Below are 13,219 nucleotides of genomic sequence, written 5' to 3'. Positions count from 1 at the left end.
GGTACGGGCATTAGGCTCTTGGCTATGAGCGAGCCGCAGTCGATTCTTGAACCGCTCACACCGGCCGCGATCTTCCTCGTGGCCACCATCGACGAGGGTGGCGAGGCGGTCGTGCGGGACACGCTCGCCGATATCGCCGGACTGCGCCGCTCGGTCGGCTTCCGCATTCCCGGCGCCGGCCTCAGCTGCGTCACCGCGATCGGCGCCGCCGCCTGGGATCGGCTCTTCGCCGGACCCAAGCCCGCCGAACTGCACGAGTTCCCCGGCTTCGTCGGCGCACAGCACCGTGCCCCCGCGACGCCGGGCGACCTGCTGTTCCACATCCGGGCCCAGAATCAGGACGCCTGCTTCGAACTCGCCATGACCATCGGCGATCGGCTGGCGGGCGCGGCCACCATCGTGGACGAGACCATCGGCTTCCGCTACTTCGAACAGCGCGACTTGCTCGGGTTCGTGGACGGCACGGAGAACCCCGAGGGTCAGTCGGCCTACGCGGCCGCGCTGGTCGGCGACGAGGACCCCGAATTCCGCGGCGGCAGTTACGTCATCGTGCAGAAGTACCTGCACCCGCTGGCGGACTGGCGAGCGCTGACGGTCGAGCAGCAGGAAAAGATCATCGGCCGTACCAAGCTGGACGATTTCGAGCTCTCCGACGCGGACAAGCCGGCGGACTCGCACGTCGCGGTGAACACCATCGTGGACGCCGACGGCACCGAGCGTGAGATCCTGCGCGCCAACATGCCGTTCGGCAGCGTCAAGGACGGCGAATTCGGCACCTACTACATCGCGTACGCGGCCACGCCCAGCGTCACCGAGCTGATGCTGACGCGGATGTTCGTCGGCACCGAAGAGGCGGCATACGACCGCATCCTCGACTTCTCCATCGCGGTCACCGGCACCTCGTTCTTCGCGCCGACCGTCGATTTCCTCGAAGAACTTCCCCCACCGCCGGACGACACCGCAGCAGCAGAAGACGTGCAGCCCAACGACATCGGCGCTGGCTCACTCGGTATCGGCACGTTGAAAAGGAGCAGGCAGTCATGAACAACCTCCATCGCGAACTCGCGCCGATCACCGACGAGGCATGGTCGGCGATCGAGGAAGAGGCGACGCGCACCTTCAAACGGCATATCGCGGGCCGCCGCGTCGTGGATGTGTCCGGGCCGCACGGCCTGGACTACGCGGCCGTCGGCACCGGGCACACCAACTCGATCGCATCGCCCGCCGACGGCGTACTCGCCCGGCAGCGCGTGGTCGCGCCGCTGGTCGAGTTGCAAGTGCCGTTCCGGTTGTCCCGCGAGGAACTCGACAACGTGGAACGCGGCGCCAAGGACACCGATCTGGATCCGGTGAAGGACGCCGCGCAGAAGATCGCCTTCGCCGAGGACCGGGCCATCTTCGAGGGCTACCCGGCCGCGAATATCACCGGCATCCGGGCCAGTTCGACCAACCAGGCGATCGCGCTGCCCAGCGATCCGCGCCAGGTGCCGGAGTCGGTGGCGCTCGCGTTGAGCGCGCTGCGCCTGGCGGGCGTCGACGGGCCGTACTCGGTGCTGTTGAGCGCGGACCTGTTCACGGCGGTCAGCGAGACCTCCGATCACGGGCACCCGATCCGCACCCACATCGAACGCCTCATCCCGGACGGCGAGATCATCTGGGCGCCCGCCATCGACGGCGCGTTCGTGCTCACCACCCGCGGCGGCGACTACGACCTGCGGCTCGGACAGGATCTCTCGATCGGCTATCTGTCCCACGACGCCGAGTCGGTGCAGCTGTACTTCCAGCAGAGCCTCACCTTCCTGGTGTACACGGCCGAGGCGGCGGTCGCGCTCGAATCCTGAGCCGCGCCCGGGCGCCGCGGGGCGGTAGCGTGTGCCGCAGCACAGCCGGATACAGGTGAGGTGAGCGATGACGACGGTGCGCGCGGGCGTGGTGCCGGCCCAGCGGGCGGCGCTCTACAGCGCGCTCAGCCTCCTGGTGACCGCCGGATTGTGCGCGGCGGTGGTCGCGCTGTTCGGCGTCAACCGGGTGTTCACCGGGCTGCTTGCCGGTGCCGTCGCCGGGATCGCGGTGGCCGTCGCGCTGTTCACCCGGGACGCCGTCGTGCTCACCGAGCGCGCGATCTACCGGCGCACGCCGTGGACGCGGTCGAGCATCGACTGGGATCGGGTGGTCGCCGGGCGCTTCACGCTCGACGACCGGTCCCGGTGGTCGCTCGCGCTCGATCTGACCGATGGCGCGGAGCGCCACGGCGAATTGGTGCTGCTGGCCATCCCGCCGGTGCTCGGCCCGGTGTCGGGCGCCTACGACCTGCGTAAGCGCGAGCAGGTCAACGAGATTCGCGCCCTGCTGCGCAGCAAGCGGGTGCCGATCACCATCCTGCCGGAGATCGCCGGCGCGCTGCAGCAGCACTGGCGGATAGCGCCCCCGGCGCACTGAACTGCTCCCCCAGTCCGCACTGCGCCAGTCTTCACTGCGCCTGTTCGAGCACCTGCGCCGCGCTCGTGCGCAGCGCGACCAGGTCGCCGGGCCAGCCGAGCACCCGCAGCGCGGCCTCCGGAATCGTCCGTTCGGCCTCGACGGGCGCCTTGCCCTCGTCCGAACGAATATTGATCACCGTCTCCACCAGCCGGAACGGCAACGCCGCCGCGCCGACGACGCCGCCGCCCGCACCCGCCGCCAGCACCGCGGCGGCCAGATGCTCGTAGTGGGCGCGTAGTTCGTCGCGCCGCAATCGGAACGCGGCGAACCGTGCGGTGCGCAGCTCCGGCAGCAGGTACAGCGCACCGAGATTCCAGCGGGACGCGCAGAGTTGCCGGACGTCGAACCAGGCGAGGGCGTACAGGCGGGCCGCCGGCGGGGCCGACACGTTCCCCAGTCGCTCGGCGAGTTCCAATGGGGCAGCTATGGTTTCGGCAAGCAGCGCATCGAGGATGTCATCCTTGGCGGCGAAGTGGTGATACAGCGATGCCTGACGGATCCCGACCGCGTCGGCGACCACACGGGTGGAGGTGTTCGCGTAGCCATTGGTAGTGAAGAGTTCCCCGGCGGCATCCAGGATCTCGGCGCGCGGCGTCTGGCCGCGACGGCGTCGCTGCTCCACCCGAGGACGGCCGGGGCCGAGGTTTGCCACACGTCCATTCTGGCAGGTCGTCACAGGTCGATCCGCCGCGGTACACCGCGGGACAGGCAGCGGAGAGGTTCCTGTCATTCGATAGAAACCTCGGCAACGCAGTTGTTACGGGGGTTGCCGCAAGAGATACATGCGGGTCACCGGAAACGCGATCGCCACCGCAAAACTGTCATCTGATAGGTATTGGCCGCTCGCCGAAGGACCCTCATGGCCACAACATTCGCTCCCCCGCCGCCGCCCGACACCAGCCGCGACGGTGCCGACCTCGCCCGGTTCGGCTACCAACCCGTCCTGCATCGCAAGCTGGGCCGCTACGCCTCGTTCGCGGCAGGCTTCTCGTTCGTCTCCATCCTCACCACGATCTTCCAGTTCTTCGGCTTCGGCTATTCGTTCGGCGGCGCCGCCTTCTTCTGGACCTGGCCGCTGGTCTTCGCCGGACAGTTCCTCGTCGCCTTGAATTTCGCCGAACTCGCTGCGCGCTACCCCATTTCGGGCTGCATCTACCAGTGGTCGCGCCGTCTCGGCGGCGAGCTCGTCGGGTGGTTCGCCGGCTGGATGATGGTCATCGCGCAGATCGTGACCGCCGCCGCGGCCGCCATCGCATTGCAGGTGGTGCTGCCGACGATCTGGGGCGGATTCCAGATCATCGGCACCGAAACAGCGCTCACCTCGTCCTCCGGCGCAACCAACGCCGTGCTGCTCGGCAGCATCCTGCTGGTGGGTACCACCACGATCAACGTACTCGGCATCGATCTCATGTCGCGGATCAACTCGATCGGCGTCACGGTCGAGATCATCGGTGTGCTCGCGATCATCGCGCTCTTCTTCACCCACACCGAGCGCGGGCCCGGCGTGGTGCTGGAGACCGATCAGGCGGTCCCCGGCTCGTACCTGGCCGCCTTCCTGGTCTCCGGCCTGATGGCCGCGTACGTGATGGTCGGCTTCGATTCCGCCGGTGAGCTTTCCGAGGAGACGAAGAATCCGCGCCGGGTGGCGCCGCGCACCATCCTGACCGCGCTCGCGGTTTCCGCGTTCGGCGGCGGTCTGCTGCTGATCGGGGCATTGATGGCCGCGCCGAGCCTGTCCGACGGCTCGCTGGCCACCGAGGGGCTGGCCTACGTGCTGACCTCGAAGTTGGACAGCCCGGCGGGCAAGGTGCTGCTCGGCTGTGTCGCGGTGGCGATCACCGTGTGCACGTTGGCCATTCAGACCGCGGGCTCGCGGCTGATGTTCTCGATGGCTCGCGACGGCAAGCTGCCGTTCGCCGCGCGGGTCGCCGCGGTCCACCCACGGTTCGGCACTCCGGTGCTGCCCGCCGTGATCATCGGTGTGCTCGGGATCGCGCTGCTGGTGCTGAATCTCGGCAATGCCGCGATCTTCGCGACCCTGGCCAGCGTCTGCATCGTCACGCTCTACCTGGCCTACCTGCTGGTCACGGTGCCGCTGCTGGTACGCCGGTTCCGGGGCATGCCCACCGACGAACCCACCGAGCAGCGGCTGTTCAGCCTGGGCCGCTTCGGGATTCCGCTGAACGTGCTCGCTGTGCTGTGGGGCGTCGCGATGGCGGTGAATCTGGCCTGGCCCCGCGCGGAGGTCTATACGCCGAACGGCGGCGGCTGGTGGATGCGCTGGGCCGCACCGCTGTTCGTGCTGATCGTGATCGCCGTCGGCGTGGTCGTGCACCGACTGGTCACCGGCACGCTCCGGTCCGCCGAGAACCAGGAAACCGCAACACCTTCCGCATGAGCCCCGGCGCGGTGGTGGTGCTCGCCACCACCACCGCGCAGGCGGACATCAGTACGACCGCACCCATCGAAGGGAGCAATCATGACGAACACCGCATCGACCTCCGGCGCCAGAGCACACGCACGCGCACAAGCCGCCGCGGCGACGCTCGCCGAACCGGATCTGCCCACCGGCATCGATCCGGCGAGAATCACCTTCGCCCAGCGTGTTCCGCCACAGGGTTACGTCGGCCTCGTGCTCGGCCGGGGCACCCGGGTCCGGCTGGCCGACCCGGCCGGCGCCGCGTGCGCGCACCTGCTGCTCCTGCGCGCCGACGCGCCGTGGGAGCGGCTGAACGTCGCCGACACCGTCAAGGTGCCGTGGCAGGCCTATCTCGGCGACGGGCATCCGCTCCTGTCCGACCAGGGACGCATCCTCGCCACGGTGCTCGCCGATACGTCGGGCAGGCACGACGCCCTGTGCGGCCCGACCGCCGCGGCGCGGCAGCTGTTATGCCTGGCCGGGGCCAAACACGGTCTGGCGCCGCGCGATATCGGCCCGACGGTGTCGTTCTTCCGCGGCGTCCGGGTGGCGCCCGACGGCGCGCTGACCGCCACCGGCAGCGCCGCCCCCGGCTCCTCGGTCGAACTGCTGCTGCACCTGCCGGTGACGCTGCTCGTCGCCAACGCCACCCATCCGCTCGACGACCGCGCGGCCACGGACCTCGATGTCGTGGCCTGGCCGGCGCCCGCGGATCTCGCCGTATCGCACAGCACCGACCCGGAATACCAACGGGCCGTGCAGAACACCGAACAGGCCTGGAACGCAGCGCGTACACCGGAGGTAGCGGAATGAACACCACCCCGTCCCGTCGCACGGTGCTCGACGACATCGTGCCCGCGCGCTCGCCCTGGTCCGCGGTGGTGGCCGCGGGCGACCACCTGGAGATCATCGATCTGCACGGCAATCAGGCCGTCGACTGCCTGCTGTATTCGGCCGCCGATCACACCGACCGCTACAGCGCGCAGGCCACCGTCGCCGCGCAACGCAACATCTTCCTCACCACCGGCAGCGTGCTGCGCACCGCCGCGGGCACCGCGCTGATGACCGTCGTCGCCGACGAGGTCGGCAACCACGACACCATCGCGGGCGCCTGCTCGCAGGAGTCGAACACGCTCCGCTACGGACCGCACACCCGGCACCAGCACGCCTGCGTGGAGAACTTTCTCACCGCGGCGCTGCCCTGGGGTCTGGGCAAGCGCGACCTGGTGTCGAACATCAACTGGTTCATGAACGTTCCGGTGGAAGCCGACGGCACGCTCGGCATCGTCGACGGATTATCCGCGCCGGGAAAGAAGGTCACGCTGCGCGCGGAGATCGACACCCTGGTCCTGGTCTCCAACTGCCCGCAGATCAACAACCCCTGCAATGGTTTCGATCCGACGCCGGTGCGCATGGTGGTGACACGATGAGTACCGCGGCCGCACCCGCGCTCTCGCGCGGCGGCGACGAGACGGTCACCGCTTCCGTCCCGCCCGACCGGCCGACAGTAGAAGTGGTGCGTCCGGGAATGCTTACGACAGTGCAGGATTGGCCGGGCCGGGTCGGCTACTGGCATATCGGCGTCCCGCCGTCCGGCCCGATGGACGATCTGTCGTTCCGGCTCGGCAATCGGGTCCTCGGCAACGCCGAGGCCGCGCCCGGTCTGGAATGCACGCTCAGTGGCCCCGCCCTACGGTTCGCGACCCCGACATGGGTGTGCGTCACCGGCGCACCGGCCCACGTGACGGTGGACGGGGTGCCGATCGAGCAGTGGCGGACCGTGCGGGTCCCGGCCGGTGGCGTCCTCGATGTCGGCGCGGTCCGGGGCCCGGGCATGCGCACCTACATCCTGCTGGGCGGCGGTATCGAGGTGCCCGAATATCTGGGGAGCGCAGCCACTTTCACCCTCGGCCGGTTCGGCGGCAGCGGCGGGAACGTCCTGCGCGCCGCGACGGTGCTGCCGCTCGGCCCGCCGAGCGGCCCGATCACCACCGCCGTGCCGATGGAGGAGCAGCCGGTGCTCACGCACCGCTGGGAACTTGCGGTGACCGAAGGCCCGCACGGCGCACCGGAGTTCTTCACCCGCGCGGACTTCGACACCATCATCGGCACCGACTACACGGTGCACTTCAATTCCGATCGCACCGGCGTCCGCTTGGTCGGGCCCAAACCGGAGTGGGCCCGCTCCGACGGCGGCGAGGCCGGCCTGCATCCGTCCAACATCCACGACACTCCGTATTCGGTCGGCGCACTGGACTTCACGGGAGACACCCCGATCCTGCTCGGTCCCGACGGCCCCAGTCTCGGCGGTTTCGTCTGTCCGGTCACCGTGGTCGCGGCCGACCGCTGGAAACTCGGGCAGCTCGCCCCGGGCGACGCCGTCCGGTTCGTGCCCATCCGCAGCGATCGGGCCGCCTCCGTCCGCGAGCTGGGTCCGGCCCGCCGGGCGAACTGGCAGACGGTGTTCTCGTCGGGCGGTGACGGCGACGACGGCGTGCTGCGCCGCACCGACGTGGACGACGAGACCGGTGTCACCTATCGCCGCGCGGGCGACGATGCCGTACTCGTCGAATACGGCACGATGACGCTGGATCTCGCCCTCCGGGCCCGCGTGCATGCCCTGCACCAGCATCTGCTCGCCGCCGCAGTGCCCGGCGTGACCGAGCTGACCCCGGGGATCCGCTCACTCCAGATCCGGGTGGATCCGCAGGTTTTGCCCATACCGCGCTTGCTCGCACTGCTCGCCGAGGCCGAACGGCACCTGCCCGCCGCCGACCGGCTGGTCGTGCCCAGCCGGACCGTGCACCTACCGCTGTCCTGGGACGATCCGGCCACCCGCGAGGCCATCACCCGGTACATGCACGGGGTGCGCGCCGACGCCCCGTGGTGTCCGTGGAACATCGAGTTCATTCGCCGCGTGAACGGATTGGCCTCGGTCGCAGACGTTTACGACACCGTCTTCGACGCCGAATATCTCGTGCTCGGCCTGGGCGATGTCTACCTCGGCGCGCCGGTCGCCACCCCCACCGATCCCCGGCACCGGCTGGTCACCACCAAGTACAACCCGGCCCGCACCTGGACGCCGGAGAACGCCGTCGGCATCGGCGGCGCCTACCTCTGCATCTACGGCATGGAGGGGCCGGGCGGCTACCAGTTCGTCGGCCGTACCACGCAGGTGTGGAACCACCACGCGGGCAAGCACACCGGCCGCCCCGGGGCGGACCGCGACCCTTCCGGCGCGGAAACCCCTTGGCTGCTGCGCTATTTCGACCGGATCCGGTGGTATCCGGTGAGCGCGGACGAATTGCTGGACCTGCGAGCGGATTTCGCAGCGGGCAAGGTCGAGGTGCGAGCCGAGGACGGCGAGTTCCGCCTCGCCGAGCACCGCGGCTTCCTCGCCGCGCACGAGGATTCGATCGCCGCTTTCCGCACGACGCAGGCAGCCGCCTTCGCCGCCGAACGCGACTCGTGGCGGCGGGCCGGCGAACTCGCTGCCGGGTAGCGAACTACCAGCCGAAAAGCTCCGCCATCTCGATCGATTCGTCGTCCCACGTGCGCTCGATCGCCACGCGCTCGCCTTCCGGCAGTTCGGGTGCCCAACCACAGCGACGCCAGAAGTCTTCCCGATGCTCCTGGCTGAGCGGTCTCGGTTTCTCCATGCTGTACCTCACCGACGGTCCTGCTCCTCCGATTGTGGGCCTGCTCCGGCGACGACATGCCGGAACAGGCCCACAGACTTCGGTTTTCAGCGCAGGTCGCGGAAGAACTCGCGAATATCGGTGGTGAGCAGCACGGGTTCCTCCATGGCCGCGAAGTGGCCGCCGCGGTCGACATCGTGCCAGCGGGTGATGTTGTGCTCGGTCTCGGAGTACCTGCGAATGCCGATGTCATGGGCGAAGACCAGCGCCGCGGTCGGCACGCCGGAACTGGTCTTCGGCTCGCCCCAGCCGCCTTCTTGCGCATAGCCGACGTAGGCGGACGAGCCCGCGGTGCCGTTGAGCCAGTACAGCATCACGTTGGTCAGCAGCCGGTCCCGATCGATGATCTTGTCCGGGTCGATGTTTCGCGGATGCGTCCACTCGCGGAACTTGTCCATGATCCAAGCCAGTTGTCCCACCGGCGAATCGACCAGTCCGTAGGCCAGCGTCTGCGGCCGGGTGGACTGGATCGCGATGTAGCCGAACTCCTCCTGCATGAACGCCTCGATCCGGGCGATCCGATCCCGTTCGATCTCGCTCAGGCTCGCCAGCTCCGCCTCGGCGAGCGGCAGCGGCGGCATCGGGCCGGGCCCGCCGTTGACGTGCACGCCCGCAACGTTTTCCGGTGCGACCCGCCCCACCTCGGGGCTCACCGCTGCACCGATATCGCCGCCCTGCACGCCGTAGTGCTCGTAGCCGAGCCTGCGCATGAGTTCGGCCCAGGCGCCGGCGATCCGTTCGACCGTCCAGCCCGCCTCGGTGACCGGGCCTGCGAAGCCGAAGCCCGGCAACGACGGAATCACCAGGTGGAACGCGTCTTTCGGATCCCCGCCGTGCGCCCGCGGATCCGACAGCGGCCCGATCACGTCGAGGAACTCGACCACCGAGCCCGGCCAGCCGTGCGTCATCAGCAGCGGCAGCGCGTCCGCCTCGGGCGAGCGCACGTGCAGGAAGTGGATGGTCTGCCCGTCGATCTCGGTCAGGTACTGCGGGTAGGAGTTGAGCGTGGCCTCCGCGGCCCGCCAGTCGTATCCGGTACGCCAGTAGTCCACCATTCCGCGCAGCCAGCTCGTCGGCACGCCGGTATCCCAGCCGTCGCCGGGCAGCGGGGCGGGCAGCCGGGCGCTGTCGAGCCGGCTGCGCAGGTCATCGAGCTGCTGCTGGGGGATGTCGATGCGGAATTCGCGGATCTCGTTGCTCATGAGATAGACGTTAGAACCCACCTAGGACAGCTTTTGCCCTAGCTGTCGCGCATACTCGAATTCATGTTGGAAACTTCCGCCCGACTGCTCCGCCTGCTCTCGCTGTTGCAGACGCCGCGCGACTGGACCGGCACCGAACTGGCCGAACGCCTCGAGGTCGACGTGCGCACCGTCCGGCGGGACATCGACAAGCTGCGCAACCTCGGCTATCCCGTGGACGCGACCGCCGGTATCGCGGGATACCGGCTCGGGGCGGGCGCGAAACTGCCGCCGCTGCTGCTCGACGACGACGAGGCGGTGGCCGTCGCGATCGGGTTGCGCACCGCGGCGGGCGGCACCATCACCGGTATCGAGGACAGCTCGCTGCGGGCGCTGACCAAACTCGAGCAGGTGCTGCCCTCGCGCCTGCGGCACCGGGTGAGCCTGCTGCAATCGGTCACCGTCACGGTGGCCGCGGGCGGGCCGACCGTCGACCCGGACACGCTCACCGCGATCGCGGGCGCGATCCGGGACAGCCACCGGCTCCGGTTCGACTACCGAAGCCACGACGGCACCGCGTCTTTGCGGACCACCGAGCCACATCGCCTGGCGCACACCGGCCGTCGCTGGTACCTGATCGGCTGGGACGTCGACCGCGCGGACTGGCGCACCTACCGGGTCGACCGGCTGCATCCCCGGATCCCGACCGGCCCGCGCTTCACCCCGCGCGAGGCGCCCGACGCGGACCTGTCCGGCTATCTGACGCAGGGCGTGACGAATTCGCCGTATCGGTATTCCGCACGCGTCACCCTCGGCGTCCCCGCCGAGACGGCGGCAGACCGCATCTCGCCGACGGTCGGCGTCCTCGAGGCGGTCGACGCCGAATCGTGCACGCTGCGCGTCGGCGCCAATTCCCTCGACGAAATGGCCATCTATCTGGCGACTTTCGGCTTCCCGTTCCATGTGCACGAGCCACCGGAACTCGTCGCTCATGTCCGCACGCTCGCCCAGCGCTTGCTGGAGTCCGTCGACTGACCTCGAGCGCGGCCGCGCTGTTCGGCTCCGCCACCGCTCGACGGATCACGCGGCAACCGCAGCGACGTTCACACCACGATCACCGTTTTGCCCTGGGCATGGCCGTCGATGACGTGCTGGATCGCGGCCGCGGCCTGCGCCAGCGGATGGTGCCGCTCGATCAAGGGGCGCACCTTGCCCGCGGCGACGAGGTCGGCGAGATATTCGAGGTCGCTTCGTTGCGGACGCATGAGGTGCACGGCGATCTGCTGGCGCACGAACAGGTTGGCCAGCATCATCTTTCCCATCCACAGGACCGGCCCTGCCCAATTGCCGCCGGGCGCGCCCGCAGACGAGACGAACACCCCCTTCGGGGTGAGCACTCTACGACAGTCCCGGAGCGTTCGATTGCCGACGAGGTCGAGCAGCACGTCATAACGCGCCGCACCGGCGGTGAAATCGGCGGCGGTGTAGTCGATCACGTGGTCCGCGCCGAGCGTCCGGACCGCCGCGAGGTGGCGGGTGCTGCACACCGCGGTCACCTCCGCGCCGAGCACCTTGGCGAGTTGGACCGCGAACGTGCCGACACCACCGGAGGCGCCGTTGATCAGCACGCGCTGCCCGGCGCGCAGCCGCCCGGCGTCGCGCAGACCCTGCAATGCCGTCATGCCCGAATCCGGTACGGCGGCAAGCTCTTCGAACCTCGCGCCAGTCGGCGCCGGGGCCAGACGCTGCGCCGAGACGCAGGCGTACTCGGCGAAGGCGCCCGACCCGACCTGACCGAAAACCCGGTCCCCGGGCCGGAATCCGGCGACACCCGCGCCGACCGCGACGACCTCTCCGGCCAGGTCGTGCCCAATCACCGGATCCTTGGGCCTGCGCAGGCCGAATCCGAGGCGCAGCAGGTAGGGCGTACCGGTGAGCAGGTGGGCATCGCCCTGACACACCGCCGCGGCCCGGACCCGGACCAGCACCTCACCCGCGCGTGGGTTCGGCCGGGCGACCCGCTCGATCCGGAGCACCTCGCCGGTGCCGTAACGCGGTGCGACGACCGCTGCCATCTCGGCGACTTCCACGGTGGGGTCCTTGATCTCGGGCATAGGTTTCCTCGCTGGCGCGGAGACTTACAGCGTAAGTCGCTCGCCACGGACGGTACACTTACACCGTAAGTACGTCAACCGAGAGGGCCCATGCCCAAACCAACCGCCGCCCGCGCTCCGCTGAACCGTGAAAAGGTGCTGCGCGCCGCTCTCAGCGTCGCCGACGAACAGGGACTCGCCGCGCTGTCCATGCGCAAGCTGGCCCAACTGCTCGGCGTCGAGGCGATGTCGCTGTACAACCACGTCGCCAACAAGGACGACCTGCTCGACGGCCTCGCCGATCTGGTGATCGCCGAAATGGCCGTGCCCGCCATCGGCGGCGATTGGAAGGCGGCCATGCGCGCCCGCGCGACCTCCGCGCACGAGGTGCTACAGCGACACCCGTGGGCCACCGGACTCATCGGCTCCCGCTTGAACGTGGGCCCGGCGATGCTGCGCTACATCGACGCCACCGTCGGCTGCCTGCACGCCGCGGGCTTCTCGTATCAACTCGCCGACCGCGCCTGGAACGCGATGGACAGCCACATCTACGGCTTCACCATGCAGGAGTCGAACTTTCCCCTGCAACCCGACGAGTACGCCTCCGCCGCAGCGCATTTCCTGCCCCGGATACCGGCGGACCAGTTCCCGTACATGAACGCGCTGTCCCAGCTCGTGATCGACGGAAAGCACACGGGGATAGCGGATTTCGACTTCGGCCTGAACCTGATCCTCGATGGGCTGGAACGCCTGCTCGCCGCGTCCGACGGTGCGCCGTCGCAGGTCAGTCGACGCCCGCGGTCGCCTCGGGATTGACCGTGTCGCGCACGATCCGCAGCGCGGTGACGAACCCCGCCAACTGCTCGGGGGTCAGCAACCCGGTCAACCAGCGGTCCACCGCGACCAGATAGTCGGGCAGCACCTCGGTGAGCCGCTGCGCGCCCGCCGCGGTGAGCACGGCGTAGGCGCTGCGCCGGTCGCCGGGATCGAGTTCCCGTTCGACCAGCCCGGCGTGGGTGAGCCGGTCGACGAGCCGGGTCACGCCGCTGGTGGACAGCGCGGTCTGGGTCGCGAGGTCGGACATGCGCAGTCGCCGGTCCGGCGAACGACTCAGGCGCATGAGCGCATTCAGGTCCATACCGGACAGGCCGTGCGCCCGCCAAGTCGGCTCCAGCCTGGCCACTACGCCCGCATGCGCCTCGAACAGCAGTCCCATTGTGGTCAGCCGGGGATCGTCGAACAGGTCCATATCACCAACCTACCGGAAGTAGTTGACACAGGGATAGTTGACACGAGGAATACATGATTGTAGAAATATGACTACGCATTATTCCTCTCAGCAACTAA

14 protein-coding genes are annotated in these 13,219 nt (G+C 69.1%); 9 read left to right on the top strand and 5 right to left on the bottom strand.

What is annotated here, in order from left to right; translation table 11 throughout:
• The first annotated feature begins 24 nt into the window (after positions 1-24).
• From TY25_RS17550 to TY25_RS17540, 3 genes are all read left to right on the top strand, one after another.
• Positions 25-1,044 (top strand): Dyp-type peroxidase, encoded by a 1,020-nt coding sequence (locus TY25_RS17550; RefSeq protein ID WP_014988359.1) that lies wholly within the window; start codon positions 25-27, stop codon positions 1,042-1,044.
• On the top strand, positions 1,041-1,841 hold the full coding sequence (locus TY25_RS17545) for a family 1 encapsulin nanocompartment shell protein (protein WP_042257611.1): 801 nt from the start codon (positions 1,041-1,043) through the stop codon (positions 1,839-1,841). Before TY25_RS17550 ends, TY25_RS17545 begins: the two co-directional genes overlap by 4 nt.
• A gap of 67 nt (positions 1,842-1,908) precedes the next feature.
• Entirely contained in the window at positions 1,909-2,439 is a 531-nt protein-coding gene (locus TY25_RS17540) for a hypothetical protein (RefSeq protein ID WP_042257608.1), read from the top strand.
• Positions 2,440-2,470: 31 nt separating this feature from the next.
• Here the strand turns inward: TY25_RS17540 and TY25_RS17535 are convergent, their stop codons facing one another.
• Positions 2,471-3,133: a TetR/AcrR family transcriptional regulator gene (locus TY25_RS17535; protein ID WP_042257606.1), complete on the bottom strand. Its 663-nt coding sequence runs from the start codon at positions 3,131-3,133 to the stop codon at positions 2,471-2,473.
• A 207-nt stretch (positions 3,134-3,340) separates the two neighbouring features.
• On the opposite strand from TY25_RS17535, the gene TY25_RS17530 reads away from it, so the two are divergent.
• The 4 genes from TY25_RS17530 to TY25_RS17515 all read left to right on the top strand — a co-directional run bounded on the left by TY25_RS17530 (position 3,341) and on the right by TY25_RS17515 (position 8,402).
• Complete coding sequence (locus tag TY25_RS17530) at positions 3,341-4,879, top strand: amino acid permease (protein ID WP_042257604.1); 1,539 nt, start codon at positions 3,341-3,343, stop codon at positions 4,877-4,879.
• Between the two features lie 81 nt (positions 4,880-4,960).
• A complete protein-coding gene (locus TY25_RS17525; RefSeq protein WP_042257602.1) occupies positions 4,961-5,713 on the top strand; it encodes a DUF1989 domain-containing protein in 753 nt (250 codons plus the stop codon).
• Positions 5,710-6,330: an urea amidolyase associated protein UAAP2 gene (locus tag TY25_RS17520; RefSeq protein ID WP_042257600.1), complete on the top strand. Its 621-nt coding sequence runs from the start codon at positions 5,710-5,712 to the stop codon at positions 6,328-6,330. The genes TY25_RS17525 and TY25_RS17520 overlap by 4 nt, the downstream gene beginning before the upstream one ends.
• A gap of 98 nt (positions 6,331-6,428) precedes the next feature.
• Entirely contained in the window at positions 6,429-8,402 is a 1,974-nt protein-coding gene (locus tag TY25_RS17515; RefSeq protein WP_042257976.1) for a 5-oxoprolinase/urea amidolyase family protein, read from the top strand.
• Positions 8,403-8,406: 4 nt separating this feature from the next.
• Here TY25_RS17515 and TY25_RS43410 read toward each other — a convergent pair whose 3' ends face one another.
• Both TY25_RS43410 and TY25_RS17510 read right to left on the bottom strand, forming a co-directional pair.
• On the bottom strand, positions 8,407-8,559 hold the full coding sequence (locus TY25_RS43410; protein WP_169744346.1) for a hypothetical protein: 153 nt from the start codon (positions 8,557-8,559) through the stop codon (positions 8,407-8,409).
• 86 nt (positions 8,560-8,645) lie between these two features.
• Positions 8,646-9,800: an epoxide hydrolase family protein gene (locus TY25_RS17510; protein WP_042257973.1), complete on the bottom strand. Its 1,155-nt coding sequence runs from the start codon at positions 9,798-9,800 to the stop codon at positions 8,646-8,648.
• 63 nt (positions 9,801-9,863) lie between these two features.
• Between TY25_RS17510 and TY25_RS17505 the strand changes: the two genes are divergently transcribed.
• On the top strand, positions 9,864-10,814 hold the full coding sequence (locus tag TY25_RS17505) for a helix-turn-helix transcriptional regulator (protein WP_042257598.1): 951 nt from the start codon (positions 9,864-9,866) through the stop codon (positions 10,812-10,814).
• 68 nt (positions 10,815-10,882) lie between these two features.
• On the opposite strand, the gene TY25_RS17500 is transcribed toward TY25_RS17505, so the two are convergent.
• Positions 10,883-11,893, bottom strand: coding sequence for an NAD(P)-dependent alcohol dehydrogenase (locus TY25_RS17500; protein WP_088607110.1), 1,011 nt, complete (start codon positions 11,891-11,893; stop codon positions 10,883-10,885).
• Between the two features lie 90 nt (positions 11,894-11,983).
• On the opposite strand from TY25_RS17500, the gene TY25_RS17495 reads away from it, so the two are divergent.
• On the top strand, positions 11,984-12,688 hold the full coding sequence (locus tag TY25_RS17495) for a TetR/AcrR family transcriptional regulator C-terminal domain-containing protein (RefSeq protein WP_081868934.1): 705 nt from the start codon (positions 11,984-11,986) through the stop codon (positions 12,686-12,688).
• Here the strand turns inward: TY25_RS17495 and TY25_RS17490 are convergent.
• Positions 12,657-13,121, bottom strand: coding sequence for a MarR family winged helix-turn-helix transcriptional regulator (locus TY25_RS17490; protein ID WP_042257596.1), 465 nt, complete (start codon positions 13,119-13,121; stop codon positions 12,657-12,659). The two genes, TY25_RS17495 and TY25_RS17490, sit on opposite strands and share 32 nt — an antisense overlap.
• Between the last annotated feature and the right edge of the window lie 98 nt (positions 13,122-13,219).

It is taken from the genome of Nocardia brasiliensis NBRC 14402, from assembly GCF_000308475.2.
Classification (GTDB): Bacteria; Actinomycetota; Actinomycetes; order Mycobacteriales; family Mycobacteriaceae; genus Nocardia; species Nocardia brasiliensis.
Note: the sequence above shows the minus strand (reverse complement) of the source record. Positions and strands in the feature narration are given on the sequence as shown.